The sequence below is a fragment of the Gephyromycinifex aptenodytis genome (assembly GCF_012277275.1).
GTDB classification, from domain to species: Bacteria; Actinomycetota; Actinomycetes; order Actinomycetales; family Dermatophilaceae; genus Gephyromycinifex; species Gephyromycinifex aptenodytis.
In genome coordinates this window covers 1559245-1581272 of the sequence record NZ_CP051155.1, presented here as the reverse complement: position 1 = coordinate 1581272, position 22028 = coordinate 1559245, and the positions used below count along the sequence as shown (strand labels likewise).

Here is a 22028-nt window from a genome sequence, read left to right as displayed (position 1 = left end):
CCTGCCGCGCTCGGCCGGGAGCACGAGCAGCGACACGAGTGGGGGATGATGGAGCCCTCATGACACTTGCCGACACGCTCTCTTCTCTGCCCCACGAAACAGGGGCCGCAGCCGACCCCGACGACTTGTTCGTCACCTTTACCCGATGGGTGAAGGAACGCGGTCTGGATCTGTACCCGCATCAAGAAGAGGCGTTGCTCGAACTGGTCACCGGCTCCAATGTCATCTTGGCCACCCCGACCGGCTCCGGGAAGTCGCTGGTAGCCACCGGCGCGCACTACTTCGCGCTCGCCCAGTGGGAACTCACCGGGCGCCGTACCTATTACACGGCGCCCATCAAGGCCCTGGTCAGTGAGAAGTTCTTCGACCTGTGCGCCACCTTCGGGGCCCAGAACGTCGGCATGCTCACCGGGGATGCCTCCGTGAACGCCAGCGCCCCCATCGTCTGCTGCACCGCCGAAGTGCTGGCCAACATCGCGCTGCGGCAAGGAGCCGGCGCCGACATCGGTGTCGTCGTCGCGGACGAGTTCCACTTCTACTCCGAACCGGATCGCGGCTGGGCCTGGCAGGTGCCGCTGCTGGAACTCCCGCAGGCGCAGTTCCTGCTGATGAGCGCCACCTTGGGTGACGTCACGATGTTTCGCGAGGACCTGACCAGGCGCACCGGCAGGGAAACTGCCGTCGTCGCTGACGCCGAACGACCGGTTCCGTTGTCGTTCAGCTATGTGTTGACCCCGCTGCACGAAACCCTCGAGGAACTGCTCTCCACCCACCAGGCGCCGGTGTACGTCGTGCACTTCACCCAGGCGGCAGCCCTGGAACGAGCGCAGGCACTGATGAGCCTGAACGTGTGCACCCGCGCGGAGAAGGACCTCATCGCCGAGAAGATCCGCGGATTCCGGTTCGCCAAGGGGTTCGGGGCGACGTTGTCCCGGCTGGTCAAGCACGGGATCGGGGTGCACCACGCGGGCATGCTCCCCAAGTATCGGCGCCTCGTGGAGACCCTGGCCCAGTCCGGTCTGCTCAAGGTCATCTGCGGCACCGACACCCTGGGGGTGGGGATCAACGTGCCGATCCGCACCGTGGTCCTGACCGGTCTGACGAAGTTCGACGGCACCAAACAGCGCCCGCTGCGGGCTCGCGAGTTTCATCAGATCGCCGGCCGGGCCGGGCGGGCCGGTTTCGACACCAGCGGTTCGGTTGTCGTTCAGGCCCCCGATCACGTAGTGGAGAACCACAAGGCCCTGCTCAAGGCGGGGGACGATCCGAAGAAACAGCGCAAGGTGCAACGCAAGAAGCCGCCTGAGGGCTTCGTGAACTGGAGTGAAGACACCTTCACCCGCATCGTCGATGCGCCACCGGAGTCGCTGGTCAGCCGGATGCGGGTCAGCCACGCGATGATCCTCAACATCATCCAGCGCGAGGGCGACCCCGTCCTGGCGGTGCGAAAACTGCTCACCGACAACCACGAACCCCCGCGGCTGCAAGCCCGACTGCAGCGCCAGGCGATCGAGATCCTGCGGACCCTGCTCACCGCCGGCGTGGTTGAGAAGTTGCCCGAACCGGACCAGGACGGACGCACCTTGCGGGTGGTGGACGAACTGCAGCGCGGGTTCGCCCTCAACCAGCCGCTGTCGCCGTTCGCGTTGGCTGCGCTGGACCTGCTGGACCCCGAAGACCCGCTCTATGCGCTGGATGTCGTCAGCGTCATCGAGGCCACGCTTGATGACCCGCGCCCGGTCCTGCGGGCGCAACAGTTCGCGGCCAAGGGCGAGGCCGTGGCGCAGATGAAGGCGGACGGGATCGAGTACGAGGAGCGGATGGAGCTGCTGGAGGATGTCTCCTGGCCACAACCCCTCCAGGAGCTTCTCGAAGCGGCGTTCGACACCTACCGGCAGAGCCACCCGTGGCTGGACGAGAGTGCCCTGTCTCCCAAGGCCGTCGTCCGTGACTTGTACGAACGTGCCATGACCTTCGGTGAGTACGTCGCGTTCTACTCGCTGCAGCGGGCCGAGGGCGTCGTGTTGCGGTACCTGTCTGATGCCTACAAGGCGTTGAAGCAGACGGTGCCCGAGGCCGCCAAGACCGAAGAGGTCGACGACCTCATCGAATGGCTCGGTGAGGTGGTGCGGCAAACCGATTCCTCCCTGCTCGACGAGTGGGAAGCGCTGACCGATCCGACCCTGGCCGAGCAGGACGTCGAAGAGGTGCGGGCACGTTCGGACCGCCCGCGTCCGTTGAGTGCGAACCCGCGCGCGCTGCGCGTGTTGGTGCGCAACCAGCTGTGGCGCCGGGTGGAACTGGCCGCGCTGGATCGTCCCGAGGAGTTGGGCAAGCTGGACGCCCCCGAGCGTCCGGGTGCGCCCGGGATGGACGAAGCCGACTGGGAAGCGGCGCTGGAGGAGTACTACAGCGAGTACGACTCCATCGGCACCGGCCCGCAAGCGCGCGGCCCGGCGATGTTCCTGCTGGATTCCACCAGCGAACCTGGTTACTGGCTGGTGCAGCAGATCCTCGAGGATCCGGACGGGGATCACGACTGGCGGCTGTGGGCCGAGGTCGACCTGGCTGCCAGCGATGACAGCGGTGAACTCGTCATTCGAGTGGTGGACTTCGGCAAGGTCTGAAAGGCCGAATCATGAACTCCGCGCCAAGCCACGCAAGCACGCGGGTCGGTGCTTTCGCGGGCACCACCAGGCCGGGTGGTGGTGAACGAAGCCATGTGGGCATAACGTGCGGGCATGGGTGTTCATGGGTGGCGAGTTCACGCCGTCACGGAGCGTGACTGGCCGGCGTTGCGCGAGCTGTCGCTGCGGATGGGTAGCGACGCGTCGAACAACAACCCCCACCCCGCCCCGGAACTCTCCGGCTGGAGCGCACAGGTGTGGCGAGTACGCACCCAAGGGCTCGTTGGCCCACACCGGTGGGCCCACGCAGCTGTGGACCAAGCCGACGGTTCCTGGCGAGGATTGCTGAGCGCCTACACCGATGGTGTCGACGAGGATCGCTACGGTGTCGTGCGCGTTGCCAGCATGCATGCCCTGTGCGTCAACCCGGCCTCCCGCGCGGCTGTGCACGAGCTGTTCTCCGAGATGGAACAGTGGGCAGCCGGCGAGGCCGCCGAGGACATCATCATCGAAGTCGCCCAGAGCGACTTGGCCTTCTCCCGCTTTCTCGGCGTGCGCGGCTACCGCCCAACCGGGGTCACCCGCCATGACGACGAAGAAGTGGCGCAGGTGGAATGGAGCAAAGACCTGCGCATCTGCCAGAGCGGGCACGCCCTCCAGTTCGGGTGTTCGCTGCTGGCTGTATGAGAAGGTGCCGCCTGCCGAAGGGACGAGCCCGCACACGGATAGGTACGGTGGGGCGGCACGCGTTGTGAGCCTGCACCCTCTCTCTTCCCAGGAGTTCCCCGCATGAACGTCACCGGCACCTATCGACTCCAGTTACACGAGGGGTTCGGTTTCGACGACGCTGCGGCCATCGTTCCTTACCTGGCGCGCCTCGGCGTGAGCCATCTGTACCTGTCGCCGATCCTGCAGGCAGTCCAAGGATCGATGCACGGCTATGACGTGGTCGATCACACCAAGGTCTCCGAGGCGCTGGGCGGGATGGCCAAGTTCGAGAACCTGGCCGCGGTCGCCCAAGAGCACGATCTCGGCCTCATCGTCGACGTGGTGCCCAACCACATGGCCTTCGTGGCCCCCGAATATGTCAACCGGCCGCTGTGGGAAGTGCTGCGCGACGGCCGCGACGCACAGACCGCCGAATGGTTCGACATCGACTGGAAAGCCGGCGGCGGTCGTCTCGGCCTGCCGATCTTGGGCGAAGATCTCGAAGCGGTACTGGAGAACGGTGAGATCACCCTCGACGTGCACGAGATCGACGGCAAGCAGCAACCCGTCATCCGCTACTACGAACACGTGCTGCCGGTGGCGCTGGGCACCGAGGGCGACGCCGAAACCACCGTGCGTGAGGTGCTGGATCGCCAGCACTACCGGTTGGCCTCCTGGCGGGACAAGGAGAACGTGCTGAACTACCGGCGCTTCTTCGAGGTGGATGAGCTCATCGCGGTTCGCGTGGAACTACCGGAGGTCTTCGCCGCGACTCACGCCCTGCTCATCGACCTCAACCGCCGCGGTCTCATCGACGGGTTCCGCATCGACCACCCGGACGGCCTGGCCGACCCCGAGGGCTACCTGGACCAACTACGCAAGGCCACCCGTCGCGGAACCCCGGTGTGGGTGGAGAAGATCCTCGAGGGCACCGAGCAGCTACCCACGTCGTGGAGTTGCGCCGGCACCACCGGTTACGACGGAATGCGCGCCATCCAGGCCGCGCTGGTCGACAGCGACCCCGCGGTGGCGGCTGCACTCACCCGATGCTGGGACGAAGCCGGTGGCGAACACACCGTGCAGGAGGCCGTCGAGCACGCCAAACGACAGGTGGTCGGGCAATCCCTCGGCCCGGAGGTCGAACGACTCACCCGGCGAGCGCGAGAGGCACTTCCCGAACTGGACCCCGAGCGGCTGCGCGCCGCCATCGTCGAACTACTTGTCGCCGGGGAGGTCTACCGGGCCTACGTGCGCCCGGATGAACGTCTCAGCCAAGACGCGCGACGCCGCTTGGTGGACGCGTTCGCCTCCGCGATCGAAGCCGCCCCGGATCTCGAGCCGGAGCTGCGGGCGTTGGCGCCCTTGACTGTCGGCGACGACGACGACCAGGCCGCCGCCAGCGACTTCTCGATCAGGCTGCAACAGACGTGGGGGCCGGTTATGGCCAAGGGCATCGAGGACACCACGTTCTATCGGTGGCACCGGCTCGTGGCCTTGAACGAGGTCGGCGGCGACCCGGAGTTGCTGGACACCGGCTCCGCCGCAGACCTGCACTCCTGGGCTCAGCATCAGCAGGAGCACTGGCCGGCCGGGATGACCACGCTGTCCACCCATGACACCAAGCGCAGCGAGGACGTCCGCGCCCGGATTCTGGCGGTCGCAGGTGACCCGCAAGCGTGGGAGGAATGCTCGGCGATCGCCGGGGAACAGGCGCAGGAGTTCGATGTGGACCTGCCGACAGCGCACCTGCTGTGGCAGACCATCCTCGGGGTAGGCCGAGTCTCCCCGGAACGCCTACGCGAATACCTACTCAAGGCGCTGCGTGAGGCCAAGCAGCACACCGCGTGGGTCGACGGCGATGCCGACTACGAGCAGCGGGTGCTGACCTTCGCCGAGCAGGTCCAGCGCGACGGCCGCCTGCACGACGTCATCGACCGGGTCCTGCACGCAGACGAGGGCGCAGTTGCGGCGACGATGCTGGCCGCCAAGGTGCTGGAGTTGAGCGCCCCCGGGGTCCCGGACACCTATCAGGGTTGCGAAATCGTCGACCTGTCTCTGGTGGATCCAGACAACCGGCGGCCGGTCGACTTCGAGCGGCGCCAAGACCTGCTGTTCCATCTCGACGAGAACCGCGGACTGACCGGCCAGCTGCCCGGTGGGTGCACCGAACTCGACGCCGTCAAGCTGCTCTTCACCTCCGCGGTGCTGCGCCTGCGCCGCGACGAACCGGACCTGTTCGGCTCCGGTGTCGGCTATGAGCCGCTGGAGGCGAGCAGTGAACACGCGCTGGGCTTCGTGCGCACCTACAGCGGCAACCGGATCGCGGGAGCGCTCGGTCTGAGCCGAACCAAGCAGCTCGCGGTGCTGGTCACCCGCGCCCCGGCCCGACTGCGCGCGGCCGGCGGATGGGGCGAGGCCACCATTACCCTGCCCGAGGGGCAATGGCAGGACATCGTCACCGGCGACATCCTCGAAGGCGGCACGCTGGCCTGCGCCACCGTGCTGTCCTCGCACCCCGCTGCCGTCCTCGTGCAGCGATGAGCAGCCAACACCCCTCCGCCCTTCGACCGGCTACCGCCGAGGAGCACACCCGCCCGATGAGTGCTGAGACCCGTACCTTCCGCCTGTGGGCTCCCAACGCCCAGTCCTCGGTCCATCTGGAGTTGGAAGACCGCAGCCTCGCCATGCAACTTGACGCCGATGGTTGGTGGAGCGTGCGCACCCAGGCTGCCATCGGGGATCGCTACGCCTACCGACTCGACGACGGCCCGGAGCTTCCCGACCCACAAGCCCGCCGGTTGCCAGACGGTCCGCACGGGCGGGCGGCGGTATATGACCCCACCACCTTCGCTTGGCGCGACACCACCTGGGAGGGCGTCGAGCTTGACGGCTCGGTCATCTACGAGATGCATATCGGGACGTTTTCCCCCGAGCGCACCTTCGACGGCGCGATCGCCAAACTCGACCATCTGGTCGAGCTGGGTATCGACATCGTCGAGGTCATGCCCATCGCGGCCTTCCCAGGCCAGCACGGTTGGGGCTACGACGGGGTGGCCCCCTACGCGGTGCACGAACCCTACGGCGGCCCGGAGGGTTTCGCCCGCTTCGTGGACGCCTGCCACAGCCGGGGACTGGCCGTGGCGCTCGACGTCGTCTACAACCACTTGGGCCCGGACGGCAACTACCTCGGCGCGTTCGGCCCGTACTTCACCGATCGGCACGAGACCCCGTGGGGCTTGGCGGTCAACCTCGACGGGCGCTGCAGCGACACGGTGCGCGACTACATCATCGGGAACGCCTTGATGTGGCTGCGCGACTATCACGTTGACGCGTTGCGCCTGGACGCGGTGCACGAACTACACGACGAGCGCGCCATCAACATCCTCGAAGAGCTGGCCACCGAGGTCGATGACCTGCAAGAAGAGTTGGGGCGCTCGCTGTGGCTCATCGCTGAGAGCGACCGCAACGATGAACGTACCGTCACCCCGCGCAGTCGCGGCGGACTGGGGTTGGACGCCCAGTGGGCCGATGACGTGCACCACGGCCTGCATGCTGCCCTGACCGGAGAGAGCCAGGGCTACTACGGCGACTTCGCCGTCCCCGCTGCCCTGCCGACTCTGCTGACCACGCCGTTCCTGCACGCCGGCACCTGGTCCTCATTCCGCGGCCGCACCCACGGCCGGCCCGTCGATCGTGCGCGCACCCCTGGCTCTGCCTTCGTCGTCTCGCTGCAAACCCACGACCAGGTGGGCAATCGCCGTGAAGGTGACCGCCTCTCCTCGATGTTGAACTACCGCCGGCTTGCCTGCGGGGCGGCGTTGCTGTTGACCAGCCCCTACACCCCGATGCTGTTTATGGGGGAGGAGTGGGCGGCCAGCACCCCGTGGCAGTACTTCACCGACCACGTCGATGAGGCGCTCGCCGAAGCGGTCAGGCAGGGCCGTCGGGACGAGTTCGGTAGCCACGGCTGGGCATCCGATCATGTCCCGGACCCGCAGTGCATCACGACTCTGGAGAACTCGACGCTGGATTGGGACGAGCGGCATCAGGGATCGCACGAGCGGATGTTGGCTTGGTACAAGGCGTTGCTGGCTTTGCGCCGGGCTCGACCGGACTTGCGCGCGACCGACCTGTCAGCGGTTGTGGTGCACACCCACGACCCAGCGGGTGCCTATGTCATCGACCGGGGACGTCACCGCGTCGGTGTGAACCTGACCGAGCACCCGGTGGATCTCGATCTGGGCGCCGGCCAGCATGACGTGGTGCTGCTCGCGCTGGACACCACCACAGCGGTGGATGAGGCGGGCATCGTCCACCTCGCACCGGACTCCGTCGTCGTCGTCGGTCCCTCGGTCACCGGGTGAGCAGCGCCAATTCCAGGGAGCCGGCAGGGCGTCCGGTGCCGCGCCGCCCGGCAATGCTGGACCCGACCACGTTCGACTCCATCGCGATGGAGCGCCTCGACCCGGCCGTCATCATGACCATCGCCCATGAGACCGCAGCGATCATCGTGCGGACCGGGCGCGCCTCGAATGACCCGGCGCTGACGCAGCGACTGGTCGGGCTGGTCGAGGAAGTGGGGCTGTCCACCCTGGCCGAGCTGTGGGCGGGACGTCCCGCCGACAGCCTGCCCGGCACCTTATGGCGGTTGTACGTCCTGCGGGAGTGGGTGCGACGGGACCCACTGGGCGCCAGCTCCGACTATCGAGCAGGTCTACCCTTTGCCGACGTGGCCGTGGTGGTGGCGGGGGTCGGTAGCCCTCCTGGCCCAGAGGAGGTACGTCAGGTGACGGACGCGATCCTGCGTGGAGTGTTCGAGGCGGATCTGGCGGATGCGCTGGAGCGGGCCAGCGCTTTCTGCAGTGTCGTCGCGGCCGGGCGGGCCTCCCGCGACGGCCAGGACGCTATCGGTACACCAGCCTCGCAGTCCCAAGCTTCTTACGCCGCAAATGTTCTGCGTATGGGCGCCGATCTCGCGGCTGCTGCCGGCCTCTGGCGGCGCGGCGACCTCGTCTGAACTGCGGCGCCGCGTCGGGGCAGGCCCATCCTGTCAGTCCAAGACGGATGAGGCGAGGCACTGCCTGACGACCGTCCAATTGTCCTACCTGCGTTCATTTCTTGTTCACCCTGAGCCAGCCAATGCGTCACCGCTGCCCCTCTACCGTCAGATTGTCAAAGGTAACGGGGGCTGAGCCTGCACTACAGCAGCCCCACCTGCCCCAGTAAGGAAGGCTCACCCACGTGAAGCGCACCATTTTCGGCCGCACCGCCGTGCTCGCCATCGCTCTGCCTCTCGCTCTGTCCGCGTGCGGCGCTGCCAATGAGGGACCAGCTGCCGGTGGCAGCGGCGAATCTGCCGGTGAAGAGGTCAGCGGCACCATCGCCGGCGCCGGGGCTAGCTCGCAGGCTGCAGCAGTAGAGGCGTGGAAGGCGGGCTTTGAGGGGATGCACCCCGGCGCCACCGTTAACTACGACCCGGTCGGCTCCGGTGGTGGCCGCGAGCAGTTCCTCGCCGGCGGGGTTCAGTTCGCCGGAAGCGACGCCTACCTGAAGAAGGAAGAGCTGTCCAAGGTCTCCACCGCCTGCAAGGGTGGCGAGCTGATCGAGTTCCCGGCTTACATCTCCCCGATCGCCGTTCCGTACAAGCTGGACGGTGTGGACAACCTGCAGCTTTCGCCCGAGACGCTCGCCGGTATCTTCGCAGGCAAGATCACGGCCTGGAACGACCCCGCCATCGTTGCCGACAACCCGGGAGTGACGTTGCCGTCCACCCGGATCGCCCCGGTGCACCGCTCGGACAAGTCCGGCACTACCGAGAACTTCACCGACTACCTCGCCAAGGCTGCGCCCAAGGCATGGCCGCACGAGCCGGAAGGTAACTGGCCGATCTCGGGTGGCGAGGCCGCCAAGGGCACCTCCGGTGTCATGCAGGCCGTCAACGGCGGTACCGGCACCATCGGTTACGCCGACGCCAGCCAGATCGGGGACCTGCCGCACGCCAAGATCAAGGTCGGCCAGGAGTACACCGGGTACTCGCCCGAAGCCGCCGCCAAGGTCGTGGATGCTAGCGAGCGGGTCGCGGACCGTAGCCAGTACGACTTTGCCATCGACGTCAAGCGAGACACCACCGAGTCGGGTACCTACCCGATCGTGCTGGTCACCTACACACTTGCCTGCACCAAGTACGACAGTGCCGAGCAGGCAAAGCTGGTCAAGGAATGGCTGAGCTACATCACGAGCGACGAGGGCCAGAAGAAGGCCCAGGAGGCAGCAGGTTCCGCCCCCATCAGCGAAAGTGCACGTGAGAACGCCAAGAAGGCCATCGACGCGATCGCAGCCAGCTGACCCACCGTTGTGAGATGGCGGCCTGCCTTGCCTGTGCAAGGTAGGCCGCCGTCTGGCGCCCAACCACCCCTGCCCGCCTCGGCCACACCTTCGGCGCCGTCGAAGGTCAGGCGGTTCGAAGTATTCCCCCGTCAGCCACGAAAGAGGCTCCTGTGACCACGCAGACGGCCGGCCCACCGAAAACGGGCGTTCGCCGCCCGGGCGACCGGATCTTCTCCGGTTTATCCACTGCTTCCGGCATCTTCATCCTTGCGATCCTGGCAGGTGTAGCCACCTTCCTGATGTGGCAAGCCTGGCCCGCTCTTGTCGCCAAACCCGAGGATGTCCGGGGCGGCCAGGGGCTGTTGCACTACATCGGGCCGCTGCTCTTCGGCACGGTGCTGAGCGCGAGTATTGCGCTGATCATCGCGACGCCGCTGGCGATCGGCATCGCACTGTTCATCACGCACTATGCGCCGCGCAAGATGGCCCAGGTCCTCGGTTATCTCGTTGACCTGCTGGCGGCAGTGCCCAGCCTCGTGTACGGCTTCTGGGGCATCTTCGTCCTGGCGCCGGCGACGGTGCCGATCGCCAAGTGGCTCTCGAAGTACCTCGGCTTCCTGCCCTTCTTCCATGGGCCGGCCAGTACCACCGGTCGCACCATCCTGGTCGTCGGCCTGGTTCTGGCGGTCATGATTCTGCCGATCATGACAGCGGTGAACCGCGAGGTGTTCCTGCAGACGCCGCGCTTGCACGAGGAAGCATCGCTGGCTCTGGGCGCCACCCGCTGGGAGATGATCCAGCAGGCCGTCATTCCCTTCGGTCGATCCGGCATCATCTCCGGCATGATGCTCGGTCTCGGGCGCGCACTCGGTGAGACGATGGCGGTCGCCATCATCCTGTCGCCGTCGGCGCGATACACCTGGGACCTGGTCAGTTCCTCAAACCCCGGCACGATCGCCGGTGACATTGCGCTGCAGTTCCCGGAATCGAGCGGGATGGACGTGAACACGCTGGTGGCCTCCGGCCTGGTGCTGTTCGCACTGACCCTCGCGGTGAACATGCTGGCGCGCTACATCGTGTCCCGCCGGTCCCAGTTCTCAGGAGCCAACTGATGGCGAGCACAGTACAAAGCACGTCCCCCAACAGCGGGAACACAACCCTGGAGTCCAAGGACACCAAGCTCGTCCGCGGCGGTCTGGTCAACCCCTCGCTCTCAGCCACCGTCCGGGCTGCAGTCTTCGGTGGCTCGGTCGTTGTCGGCATCGCTCTGGCGATGATGTTCGGCTGGGGATTCAACATCGTCGGCATCATCGTGCTGACGGCGATCGTGTACGCCATCGCCATCTACATCACCTCCCGGATGACCGAGGGTCCTCGCCCTGCCATCGACCGCCTCGTGACCGCCATCGTGACGACGATGTTCGCGCTGGCCATGATTCCCCTGGTCTCGGTGATCATCGAGGTGCTCACCAAGGGCCTGGGTCGCCTGGACGGGCGCTTCTTCACCTACTCCATGCGCGGAGTTCTCGGTGACGGTGGCGGGGCTTACCACGCCATTATGGGAACGCTGCTCATCACCCTCATCGCGACGATCATCGCCGTGCCGGTCGGCATCATGGCGGCGATCTACCTTGTCGAGTACGGCAAGACCAACCGACTGGCCCGAGCGTTGACGTTCTTCGTGGACGTCATGACGGGTATCCCTTCGATCGTGGCCGGTCTGTTCGCCTACTCGTTCTTCGTCCTGTTCATGGGTGAAGGAGCCCGCGCGGGCATCATCGGTGCCACGGCGCTGGTGGTCCTCATGCTCCCGGTGGTCGTACGCAACACCGAGGAGATGCTGCGCATCGTGCCCAATGAGCTCCGCGAAGCCGCGTACGCACTCGGTGTGCCGAAGTGGCTGACGATCGTCAAGGTCGTCCTGCCGACCTCAATTGCTGGAATCGCCACCGGTGTCACGCTCGCCATCGCTCGCATCATCGGTGAAACCGCACCGTTGCTCGTGACGGTGGGGATCACGACCGGGGTCAACCTCAACCCGTTCTCGCAACGGATGGCGACCCTGCCGGTGTTCGCGTACTACCAGTACGCCACCCCCGGGGTGCCGCCCGAGCCGTACATCGACCGTGCCTGGACGGCCTCGCTCGTCCTCATCCTCATCGTGATGACCCTCAACGTCATCGCCCGCCTCATCTCCCGCTATTTCGCTCCCAAGGGCGCGCGCTGACGCCTGTCGCAGGTAAGGAAGACAGAAAAGTGTCGAAGAGTATCGATGTTTCCAACCTCAACATTTATTACGGCGACTTCTTGGCCGTGAAGGACGTAAGCGTCTTCATCGAGCCACGGACGGTCACCGCGCTCATCGGCCCGTCGGGCTGCGGCAAGTCGACCTTCTTGCGTTCCCTGAACCGCATGCACGAGGTGATCCCCGGCGCCTACTGCGAGGGTGACGTCATCATCGACAGCGAGAACATCTACGGCCGCGGAGTCGACCCGGTCCAGGTGCGTCGCAAGGTCGGCATGGTCTTCCAGAAGCCGAACCCGTTCCCCACGATGTCCATCTACGAGAACGTGTTGGCTGGCGTGAAGCTCAACAACAAGAGGATCAGCAAGTCTGACGCGGACGAGTTGGTCGAGTCCTCTCTGCAGGGTGCGAACCTGTGGAACGAGGTCAAGGACCGGCTGGACAAGCCCGGGTCGGGCCTCTCTGGTGGTCAGCAGCAGCGTCTGTGCATCGCCCGCACTATCGCCATCAAGCCGGATGTCGTGCTCATGGACGAGCCGTGCTCCGCGTTGGACCCGATCTCCACCCTTGCCGTGGAAGACCTGATCGGGCAGCTGAAGCAGGAGTACACGATCGTCATCGTGACCCACAACATGCAGCAGGCCGCGCGGGTTTCCGACCGCACGGGAGTTTTCAACATCGAGGGAACGGGCAAGCCGGGGCAACTCGTGGAGTTCGACGACACCCAGAAGGTCTTCAACAACCCTACGGAGAAAGCGACCGAGGACTACATCTCCGGTCGGTTCGGCTGAGTTGTAGCGATCTGGGTGTCTGAGGGGGCGAGCGTGCATAAGGTGCGCGCTCGCCCCCTCAGTGGTTTTCCGCCCGCGGGCGGTGGATGCAGGCCGACAGTCGGCACCGGCGGCCGTGACCGGATGGCCGGCCCGCCGCTGAGTAGCTCTGGGCACGGGCGAGCTGCACAGCGAAGCGGCAGTACGGCCGCGCGGTAGAACGTACGATGTCGGTGGTCGACCGTCCAACAGATAGGTACACGATGGGTTGGTTAGGACGTAGGTCCTCGAGTGCGGATTTCGCTGCGACAGTCACGCCGGTTCACACGACCAGAGTGCAAGGCGCTGCCGCTGAGTCGGGCGGTCACGCCGAGCCTGCTCAGGACACCAGCGGCGGCCCGGTCGCGGTCATCGAGACCGGTTCGTTTGCGCGTGCCAAGTGCACCGGTTGCGGTTGGCAGGGCCCTGGGCGGCGGGCGCGCAGCGGGGCCGCCGGGGACGCCGAACTGCATCAACTCACCGGCTGCGTCCCGCCAGTCGAGGCTGTGGCGCAGGTGCGAACGGTCCAAGAGCGCGCTCAGTCACCGGCGCACTAGGCGCCCTTCTACCGCCGCCCACCCGACGCTTTCACCTGACCCTGCCGAAAAAGCCGAAAGATCTCGCAGTGGCGGGAACATCTGCGGCCCGCGTTCGGTTGAAACCTGAGTGCGTCGGGCCGCGGCAGCCCCGGGTCCCAAAAATAGCCGCTACGAGCGGCCACGCGCCGTGAGGCGCTCCCGGCCCGACGCACGCTCCACCCGATGCGCGGGTGAACCGCTCGGTAGGTCTGGGCAAACCTCAGTCAGGGTGTGACCCGGGGCGGGTGGCGTTCGATATCAAGCGTGGACAGTGTCCCCTCGGTGCGCGCCATGTGCACCACGACGACCTCACCCTTGATCAGGTTGTCCTTGCGCAGATCTCGCAAGATGCCGCGCACCTGCTTCGATGCGGGTTGAGCCAGTGTCGAGACCTGCTCCACGAGTGCGGGCAGGACCGGGCCGTGGCTGCACATAGCTGTCGTCTCTTCGGCCGAGAGCGCGGCCGCGACGATCCCCGGCAGGAGGTGCGGCGCGCTCTCGTGCCCCTCTTCGGAGAGCGGGTCAGCCCACGTCACGTTCGGCGCCGGTTCCAAACAACGATCCTGGGATGCCGTGGACTGTTCCTGCAGGGCGCAGATCGGCGTCTGCAGGAAGGGCCGGACCGTGTCTGCACAGCGAGTGGAGGGCGAGCACACCACGGAAGCGACCCCGTACGCGCGCAGCAGGTCCACCATGTCGACCGCTTGTGCGGACCCCACCTCATCCAGCGGCCGGAGCCAGTCATGCTCGCTGTCATGCCAGTTCTTGCGCGGCACAGCCTTGGCATGCCGCAGGATGACCAGGCTCTGGGTCTGTTGCGGACCGCCGTGGGCCACAAGGGCCTTGAGCGGCTCGAGATCGCGCGGGTGGGTCAGCAGCGACTTGGCCTCTTTCGGTGTCACCCAACGGACCTCGTCGATCTCGTTCTCCAGTACGCCATCGCCGCCGATCACGCTGGCGGCCCAGTACCGCACCTCCTTGAGGCGCTGGCCCTTGCCGGAGGGGTTGGCCACTTCGTATGTGGTTCCCGGCAGCGGCAGGCCGAGGCGGACCCGAAGGCCCGTCTCTTCAGCGCTCTCCCGGGCCGCGGCCGCGGCCCAGGTCTCACCCGGGTCGAGTTTGCCCTTGGGCCATGACCAGTCGTCGTACTTAGGACGGTGCACGAGGAGTACCTCGACGCCGCGCTCACCGACGCGCCAGGGCAGCGTGCCGGCGGCCGCGACGGGCGGGCTGGTGCTCACTGCCGCCGGCCGCGGCGGCGCGAGGCGTGCTCCTCGATGAGGACGGACTGTAGGTCCAGCAGCGGCTCACCTTCGGGGCTGCGGTGGTGGCGGGTCCAACGCCCGTCACCGGCGAGGTGCCAGCTCGAGGTCTCATCGCTCATGCCCCGCCGCAGTACATCGACCAGGTCGTTCACGTGGCGCGGGTCGGCGACCCGAACCAGAGCCTCCACCCGGCGGTCCAGGTTGCGATGCATCATGTCCGCGCTACCGATCAGGACGCCGTCCTCGCCGTCACGGCCGAAGACGAACACCCGGGAGTGTTCCAGGAACCGCCCGAGGATAGAGCGCACCCTGATCCGCTCCGAAAGGCCCTCAACGCCGGGACGCAGCGCACAGATACCCCGAACCAATACGTCGACGTCGACGCCGGCCTGCGAGGCGCGGTACAAGGTGTCGATGATGCGCTCATCGACCATCGAGTTGACCTTGATGCCGATGTAGGCGTCTTTACCCTTCTCCGCGCGGCTGATCTGGCGTTCCATCCGCTTGATCAGACCCGAGCGCAGCGACCCCGGCGCCACAAGCAACCGCTCGAAGGTGCTCCGGGGCGCCCAACCGGAAAGCTGGTTGAACAGTTTGGTGAGGTCCTCGCCGACCTGGGGGTCGCAGGTGAACAACCCGAAGTCCTCGTACAGGCGAGCGGTCTTGGGGTGGTAGTTACCGGTGCCGACGTGGCAGTACCGGCGCAGTCCGTCGCTCTCCTGGCGTACCACCAGGGACAGCTTGCAGTGGGTCTTGAGCCCGACGACCCCGTACACGACGTGAACGCCGGCGTGCTCCAGCTTGCGGGCCCAGTCGATGTTGTTCTGCTCGTCGAAACGCGCCTTGATCTCCACAACCGCCAGCACCTGCTTGCCTGCGGCCGCCGCATCGATGAGGGCATCGATGATGGGGGAGTCCCCGCTGGTGCGGTAGAGCGTCTGCTTGATCGCCAACACCTTGGGATCAGCGGCGGCTTGCTCGATGAAGGCCTGCACTGAGGTGGAGAACGAGTCGTAGGGGTGCTGGACCAGCACGTCCTTGGCTCGAACCGCCGCGAAGACGTCCGCCGCCTTGGAGGACTCGACGCGAGCCAGGTCGCGGTGGGTGCGCGGCACGAAGGCCGGGTACTTCAGCTCGGTGCGGTCCAGATCCGCGACCGTGTTCAAACAGCGCAGGTCCAGCGGCGCCTGGAACCGGAAGATCTCGCGGCGCCCGATCTGCAGCTCACGGCTGAGCATGGTCAGGACGTGGTCGTCCATGGCGGCGTCGACCTCGAGGCGAACCGGCGGACCGAAGCGTCGGCGCGAGAGTTCCTTCTCCAACGCAGTGAGGAGGTTCTCCGCGTCGTCCTCTTCGACCTCCAGGTCTTCGTTGCGGGTGACCCGGAAGGTGTAGTGCTCACGAACATTCATGCCCGGGAAGAGCTGGTCCAGGTGCGCCGCGATGATCTCTTCGACCGGCACATACCGGGAGCGATAGAGCGCTTCCTCGCTGTCGCTTGCCTCCGGGACCGGAACCAACCGGGGCAGCAGCGGCGGAACCTTCAAACGGGCGAAGTGTTCGCTTCCGGTCTTAGCGTTCACCAAGACCACCGCGAGGTTGAGCGAGAGCCCGGAGATGTAGGGGAACGGGTGCGCCGGGTCCACCGCCAGCGGAGTCAGGACCGGGAAGACCTGCTCGCTGAACCAGGTGCCCAGGTTTTCGCGCTCGGACTCGGTCAGCTCGTCCCAACCGATGAGGAAGATCCCTTCCTCTTCCAGGGCTGGGCGCACCTGTTGCTCGAAGATCTTGGCGTGCGCGTCCATCAACTGCCCGGCGGTGCTGAGGATCCGATCCAGCAGCTCGCGGGGTTCTAGCCCGGAGGTGGACCGGACCGCCAAGCCGGTAGCGATGCGACGCTTCAACCCGGCGACCCGGACCATGAAGAACTCATCGAGGTTGCTGGCGAAGATCGCCAAGAACCGGGCCCGCTCCAGCAGGTACATGTCCTCGTCTTGAGCGAGCTGCAGGACCCTCTCGTTGAATTGCAGCCACGAGATCTCCCGCTCGAGGAAGCGGTCATCGGGCAGCGGCTCTTCCTGGTCGGGAAGGGGTGTCTGCGGCACCCGGATGAATCGCCCGTTCGAGGCCCGTGGCCGCGCGTGCGCCACCGAGCTTGTCTCACCGGTGACCAGTTCGGTCACTGCAGGAGTCTCCGCTGGGGTTTCATCGCGAGGTGGGGTCATGGCCCCTATGGTGTCACCTTTGTGGGGGCGGATGCATAGCCTGCTTCGTGCTCATCGGTGGATCGCCGTGTGTACATGACGTCGGTGGACAACGGGGTGAATCCCTGGCGGCGATAGGTGTGCAGGGCCGCTTCGTTGTCACCTTCCACGTACAGGGTCACGGTTTCCAACCCGCGATCGCGCAGGTACGCCAGGCCCGCTGCAGTGAGGCTGCGACCTAGCCCGAGACCCTGGTAGTCCGGGTGCACACCGACCACGTACACCTCACCTTCATCCTCGACCACCTTGGTCCAGTGGAACGCCGCCAATCGGGGCGCCGTCGAGGCCGTTGCATCGCGTTCGTCGAAGGCGAGGAAGAAACCGTCGGCGTCGAACCACGGCTCGGCCATCCGGGCCTGCACGTCGCGGGCGCTCATCCGGCCCTGCTCAGGGTGGGAGGCGAAGGCCAGGGAATTGACCTGCAGCCAGGGGTCCAGATCGGCCGGAGTGAACGTGCGCATTGTGAAGCCGGGCGGCAACTGGGTGGGGAATTCATCCTGGGGGTGCAGGGGTCGCTGCATCTTCATCAGTTCGCGCACCACGCGGAACCCGGCGCTGCGGGCGAGGGCCTGAGCCCCCGGCAGGTTCGCGTGCGCCCAGATGCGTACGGTCGGCTCCTGCTCGCAGATGGCCTCCAGGAGTTCCTGCCCCCGTCCTGCCCGCCTGGCGCCCGCAGCGATGAAGAACTCCGCGCTCGGATGCGCCTGCCCGCCGTCTTCGAGAAAGCCATAGCCACGTAGTTCCTCGCCGTCCTGGCTCAGGAAATGCGTGCCGGCTCCCGGGGAGTGCAGCCCCAGCAAGGTTTGCTCCGATACCGGCGAGACGCCGTCAGCCTCCTGGGTGCGCGTCACGAGTTCCCGGACGGCGCCAGCGAGCGCGGTGGACAACTGAGCGGTGATTCTGAGCGCCATGCCGTCATTGGACCATGCACGCGGGCAGTTCAGGGGGTCGGGCTGGGTGGGGAGTAGCGGTAGCCGACGTTGCGTACGGTGGCGATCAATGCGTCGTGTTCCGGGCCGAGCTTGGCCCGCAGCCGCCGCACATGGACATCGACGGTACGGGTGCCGCCGAAGTAGCCGTAACCCCACACTTCGTCCAGCAACTGCGCGCGAGTGAACACCCGACCGGGATGGGACGCCAGGTGTTTGAGGAGCTCGAACTCCTTATATGTCAGATCGAGCGGGGTTCCGGCCAGCCGTGCGGCATAAGCATGTTCGTCGATGACGAGCGCTCCCTCGGTGGCGGCAGGTTCGTCGTCGTTGCGTTGGTGCGTCCGGGTGATCGCCAACCGTAGCCGGGCCTCCACCTCAGCAGGGCCGGCGGTGTGCAGGAGTACATCCGCCACCGGCCAGTCGGCGGAAAGCGCTGCGAGCCCGCCTTCGGTGCACACCAGGATCACCGGGGAAGCAGTCACTGAGGGCAGCACTCGGCACACGCCGCGCGCAGCAGCCAACTCGCTGCGGCCGTCGATGAGAATCGCATCGAGTGGGCCGGGATCCACCAGCGCCGAGGCATCAAGCGGCAAGACCCGAACGCGATGGGGCAGCAACGACAGGGACGGCAGCACCTCGGCGCTTGCGGACAGCGTCGCGGTCATGAGCACCACCTGCGACATTCCCCCAGGATACGGGGGCCGGAATGGTGGCCGCGGAGCACACCTGCCAAGGTGGGAGGCGTGTCGAGTCAACCTGCCACTGTCACCGTCCACTACTGGGCCGCCGCCCGGGCTGCCACCGGCGTGGAGTCCGAAACCGTCGAAGCGGGGCGCCTGGGCGACCTGCTCGCTGCGCTGGCGCTGCGCCATAGCGAGCTTGAGCGGGTGCTCCAGGTCGCCTCCGTGCTTGTGGACGGCGTGCAATCCGAGCCTGATGTGATCGTGAACGCCGGCTCGAGCGTGGAGATCCTCCCGCCTTTCGCGGGGGGCTGACAGGATGGCGAACGTGCCTTCGCCTTCGCTGGATCGCCAGAACGCCCCGGGCCCCGGCAACGATCCGAGACGCCCCCGGCCGCCACGGCGTCCGTGGCGCCCAGCCGTGTCCTTCACGGCCTCGGTGCTGGCTGTGCTGATCATGGTGGCGGGTCTGTCCGGCCATATCTGGGCGGTCGTGGCAGCGCTGGCCCTGCCCATGGTGCTGCTGGCTTTCGGTTGGGTTCCGCTGCTGCGCCTGCCCAGCCCGCGCTCGACGACCACGGTGCAGTTGCTTTCTGCGGTGATCATCCTCGTGCCGGGGGTTCTGGCGCCGAGCGCGACCTTGGCGTGGCTACCGGCCGCGGTGGCCCTGGCCATGCTCGTCACTTTCCTGCACCAGCTCAACCGTAGGGATGCCCGCCCGAGGCTGGTGGAGTCGGTCTCTGCCAGCGCCTCCGGTGTGGCACTGCTCAGTTCAGCGGTGTGCATGCTGCCCGCGGCTTCCAGCGCTCACGGCAGGGCCGCGTTGGTTGCCGTCGCGGCAGCTACTGCGGTCTCCAGCCTGGCTGACGTCGGGCTCGGGCGAACCCCTCGCAGCCTGGTCGCGCTCTTGTGCGCCTGCTCGGCGGTGGTCCTGGGCGCGGTGGTCGCGGTCGCGGCGGTGGTTCTGATGGACCGCCCGGAGCTGTCGTTGCTGGCCGCTGCAGCGGCGGGTGCGGTGGCGGCAGCGAGTAGCTACGCGCTGCGCCAGGTGCAGTCCGTGCTTCCCTCGCTGTGGGGTCGGCGCGCTCAGTTCGCTTCGGCTGCTAGTTCCGTCTTGTGCACTGGGGCCGTGGCCTACGCCCTGGCACTCTTCACTCACGCGCCCCTGAGATGACGGCGCGCAACCTCCGAACAGCAAGGACAGTTATGCCATTCGAGATCGACGTCACCCTCTCCCCGAAGATCGCCCCGCTGGCCTGGCTCGTCGGGCGCTGGGAGGGGGCAGGGGTGGTCGGCTACCCCAACCACGAGTCGCACAACATCGGGCAGGAGCTGCTGATCACCCACGACGGGCGCCCCTTCCTGGAGGTGCAAAGTCGCACCTGGATCCTGAGTGAGGCCGGGGATATCGTGCGGCCGTTGGCCACCGAGCTGGGTTTCTTCCGCGTCTTGGACGACGGCGAGGTTGAGCTGCTCCTGGCCCACCCCTCGGGCATCGTTGAGATGTATGTCGGTGAGCGCGAAGCAAAGCGCCCCATCCTCAACCTGCGCACCGACGGTGTCATTCGCAGCCCCGCCGCTATGGAGTACAACGCCGCCAGCCGAATGTATGGGCTGGTGGATAGCCAACTCATGTGGGTTATGGACATGGCCGCCGAGGGACAGCCGTTGCAGAGCCATATCTCTGCGCAGCTCAAACGCATCGGCTGAGTAGCGGAAACACCTGGTGGGGCCGGGCGAGGTAGGCGGCTGGCGGCATCGGTAGCAAGGCCATGCCTGTTGGCAACAAAGATGCACCTGGGTGCCGACCGCAACGAACGCGGTCGGCACCCATGCATCGGATGCTGCTGTTCAGGCCTGCCCGCAGTGGCTCAGTTCGCGGGCGCGCTGACCGGCCTTCCAGGTCAGGTAGCCGCCGGTGAGGTTGGTGACCTGCCGATTCAGTTGGCCCAGCAGCCGGGTCGCCACGTGACCGCGCTGGCCCACCTGGCAGAACACGGTGTGAGGCCCGGGCGGGATCTCATCGATACGGTCTCGCAGCTCATCGACGGGGATGTTGCGTGCCCCGGGGATGCTGCCTGCGGCGAACTCCTGCGGGGAGCGAACGTCGATCAGCAGGTTCGTCTCGGCCGGTTCCCGGGCCCCAAGCTCGTCCCACTGGATGACCTGCTCGCCGGTCAGGACGTTCTCGGCCAGGTAGCCGAGCTGGTTGATCGGGTCCTTGGCCGAGCCGTAGGGCGGGGCATAGGCCAGCTCGAGGTCGATCAGGTCGGCGGCGCCGAGCTTGCCGGCCATGGCGGTGGCGATGACGTCGATACGCCGTTCCACTCCTGCCGGACCAACTCCTTGAGCGCCCAGGATCTCACCGCTGTCGGGATCGAACAGCAACGTCAGGTGCATCTGGCTCGCGCCGGGGTAGTACCCGGCGTGGTCGACCGGGTGGGTGTGGATCGCCACGAAGCGTCGGTCTTGAGCGCGCAGCCGCTTGGCGTTGGCGCCGGTCGAGGCCGCGGTGAGGCCGAAGACCTTCACCACGGCGGTTCCGTAGGCCTGCGCCGTTCCGGGAGCAGGCTCTCGGCCGGCGATGACGTCGGCCACCCGGCGGCCCTGCCGGTTGGCGATATTGGCCAGCGGCACCAAGGTCGCTGCGCCGCTGAGAGGGTCGAGCTTTTCCACCATGTCGCCGACCGCGTACACCTCGGGGGCACTGGTGCGCAGCGAATCGTCCACGACGACTCCGCCGCGGCTGCCGATCGTGATGCCGGCCTGCTCGGCCAGCCTCGTCTCAGGTCGCACCCCGATCGAGGCCACCACGATGTCTGCCGGGATCGACTCTTGGGAGGACAAGGTCACGCTCGTCTGGCCGATCTGGCTGACCTGGGTCGCCAGCCGTAGCGAGACCCCGTTCTTGAGCAGTTCGTCGGCGACGAAGGAGGCAAGTTCGGGATCTAGCGGCGGCAGAACCTGGTCGGCGAGTTCGACCAGGGTGACCTGCAGGCCACGTTCGGCGAGGTTCTCGGCCACTTCGACGCCGATGAAGCCGCCGCCGATCACCACGGCACTCTTTCCTGCAGCCAGCGCCTGGTCGGTGGCCGCCGCCATCCGGTCGACGTCGCCGACATCGCGCAGGGTCAGCGCGCGTTCGATGCCGGGGATCGGCGGGATGACGGGGGAAGCTCCCATGCTCAGGATGAGGTGGTCGTAGCTTTCGCAGGACTGCGTGCCTGCCTCCAGGTCGCGCACCGTCACCGTCTTGGCGGCGGTGTCGATGGCGGTCACCTCGTGCCGCACCCGCACGTCGAGCCGGAACCGGGCATGCAGCGACTCCGGCGTCTGCAGCAGCAGCGATGCCCGCTTCTCGATGACGCCGCCCACGTAGTACGGCAGGCCGCAGTTGGCGAAGCTCACGTAGCCGCTGCGTTCGAGAACGAGGATCTCGGCGTCCTCCATCAACCTGCGTAGCCGCGTGGCTGCCGACATTCCTCCGGCGACGCCGCCGACGATGATGATGCGCATGGGGCACCTTCCTCTAGACGATGCCTCCATCATACCCCTGGGGGTATGATGGAGGAGCGGAAATGGGCGCAGGGTCG

Annotated in this window: 18 protein-coding genes; 13 read left to right on the top strand and 5 right to left on the bottom strand. The window is 66.7% G+C overall.

The features are described from left to right. Positions 1–59 precede the first annotated feature (59 nt). The 10 genes from G9V96_RS06815 to G9V96_RS06770 all read left to right on the top strand — a co-directional run bounded on the left by G9V96_RS06815 (position 60) and on the right by G9V96_RS06770 (position 13273). Complete coding sequence (locus G9V96_RS06815; RefSeq protein WP_168582363.1) at positions 60–2627, top strand: DEAD/DEAH box helicase; 2568 nt, start codon at positions 60–62, stop codon at positions 2625–2627. A gap of 114 nt (positions 2628–2741) precedes the next feature. Further along, on the top strand, positions 2742–3314 hold the full coding sequence (locus G9V96_RS06810) for a hypothetical protein (RefSeq protein WP_168582362.1): 573 nt from the start codon (positions 2742–2744) through the stop codon (positions 3312–3314). Positions 3315–3416: 102 nt separating this feature from the next. Then, positions 3417–5876, top strand: coding sequence for a malto-oligosyltrehalose synthase (gene treY / locus G9V96_RS06805; RefSeq protein WP_168582361.1), 2460 nt, complete (start codon positions 3417–3419; stop codon positions 5874–5876). After that, the gene (gene treZ, locus G9V96_RS06800) at positions 5873–7699 is read left to right on the top strand and encodes a malto-oligosyltrehalose trehalohydrolase (RefSeq protein ID WP_168582360.1); all 1827 of its coding nucleotides are present in this window, start codon (positions 5873–5875) and stop codon (positions 7697–7699) included. Before treY ends, treZ begins: the two co-directional genes overlap by 4 nt. Beyond that, entirely contained in the window at positions 7696–8352 is a 657-nt protein-coding gene (locus G9V96_RS06795) for a hypothetical protein (protein WP_226913559.1), read from the top strand. Before treZ ends, G9V96_RS06795 begins: the two co-directional genes overlap by 4 nt. A 224-nt stretch (positions 8353–8576) precedes the next feature. Further along, entirely contained in the window at positions 8577–9680 is a 1104-nt protein-coding gene (gene pstS, locus G9V96_RS06790; protein ID WP_168582359.1) for a phosphate ABC transporter substrate-binding protein PstS, read from the top strand. A 152-nt stretch (positions 9681–9832) separates the two neighbouring features. Further along, a complete protein-coding gene (gene pstC, locus G9V96_RS06785) occupies positions 9833–10774 on the top strand; it encodes a phosphate ABC transporter permease subunit PstC (protein WP_168582358.1) in 942 nt (313 codons plus the stop codon). Further along, positions 10774–11889 (top strand): phosphate ABC transporter permease PstA, encoded by a 1116-nt coding sequence (gene pstA, locus G9V96_RS06780; protein ID WP_168582357.1) that lies wholly within the window; start codon positions 10774–10776, stop codon positions 11887–11889. Before pstC ends, pstA begins: the two co-directional genes overlap by 1 nt. Positions 11890–11918: 29 nt before the next feature. Further along, entirely contained in the window at positions 11919–12698 is a 780-nt protein-coding gene (gene pstB / locus G9V96_RS06775; protein ID WP_168582356.1) for a phosphate ABC transporter ATP-binding protein PstB, read from the top strand. 314 nt (positions 12699–13012) lie between these two features. Beyond that, positions 13013–13273 (top strand): hypothetical protein, encoded by a 261-nt coding sequence (locus tag G9V96_RS06770; RefSeq protein ID WP_168581191.1) that lies wholly within the window; start codon positions 13013–13015, stop codon positions 13271–13273. Between the two features lie 245 nt (positions 13274–13518). Here G9V96_RS06770 and G9V96_RS06765 read toward each other — a convergent pair whose 3' ends face one another. From G9V96_RS06765 to G9V96_RS06750, 4 genes are read right to left on the bottom strand one after another with little or no spacing between them, the layout of a single operon-like run. Then, positions 13519–14535 (bottom strand): NUDIX hydrolase, encoded by a 1017-nt coding sequence (locus G9V96_RS06765; RefSeq protein WP_168582355.1) that lies wholly within the window; start codon positions 14533–14535, stop codon positions 13519–13521. Next, the gene (locus G9V96_RS06760) at positions 14532–16784 is read right to left on the bottom strand and encodes an RNA degradosome polyphosphate kinase (protein WP_168582354.1); all 2253 of its coding nucleotides are present in this window, start codon (positions 16782–16784) and stop codon (positions 14532–14534) included. The genes G9V96_RS06765 and G9V96_RS06760 overlap by 4 nt, the downstream gene beginning before the upstream one ends. 5 nt (positions 16785–16789) lie before the next feature. Continuing rightward, a complete protein-coding gene (gene mshD / locus G9V96_RS06755; protein ID WP_168582353.1) occupies positions 16790–17734 on the bottom strand; it encodes a mycothiol synthase in 945 nt (314 codons plus the stop codon). Between the two features lie 29 nt (positions 17735–17763). Next, a complete protein-coding gene (locus G9V96_RS06750) occupies positions 17764–18438 on the bottom strand; it encodes a response regulator transcription factor (RefSeq protein WP_168582352.1) in 675 nt (224 codons plus the stop codon). A gap of 60 nt (positions 18439–18498) precedes the next feature. On the opposite strand from G9V96_RS06750, the gene G9V96_RS15115 reads away from it, so the two are divergent. Genes G9V96_RS15115 through G9V96_RS06735 form a run of 3 tightly spaced genes read left to right on the top strand, consistent with a single transcriptional unit; the run spans position 18499 to position 20145 of the window. Next, complete coding sequence (locus tag G9V96_RS15115; protein ID WP_226913558.1) at positions 18499–18750, top strand: MoaD/ThiS family protein; 252 nt, start codon at positions 18499–18501, stop codon at positions 18748–18750. 13 nt (positions 18751–18763) lie between these two features. Continuing rightward, a complete protein-coding gene (locus G9V96_RS06740) occupies positions 18764–19609 on the top strand; it encodes a hypothetical protein (RefSeq protein WP_168582350.1) in 846 nt (281 codons plus the stop codon). Between the two features lie 32 nt (positions 19610–19641). Next, positions 19642–20145 carry an FABP family protein gene (locus tag G9V96_RS06735; protein WP_168582349.1) on the top strand — a complete coding sequence of 168 codons (504 nt, stop codon included), beginning with the start codon at positions 19642–19644 and terminating at the stop codon, positions 20143–20145. 141 nt (positions 20146–20286) lie between these two features. Here the strand turns inward: G9V96_RS06735 and G9V96_RS06730 are convergent, their stop codons facing one another. Beyond that, positions 20287–21951 carry an FAD-dependent oxidoreductase gene (locus G9V96_RS06730; protein WP_168582348.1) on the bottom strand — a complete coding sequence of 555 codons (1665 nt, stop codon included), beginning with the start codon at positions 21949–21951 and terminating at the stop codon, positions 20287–20289. Positions 21952–22028 lie beyond the last annotated feature (77 nt).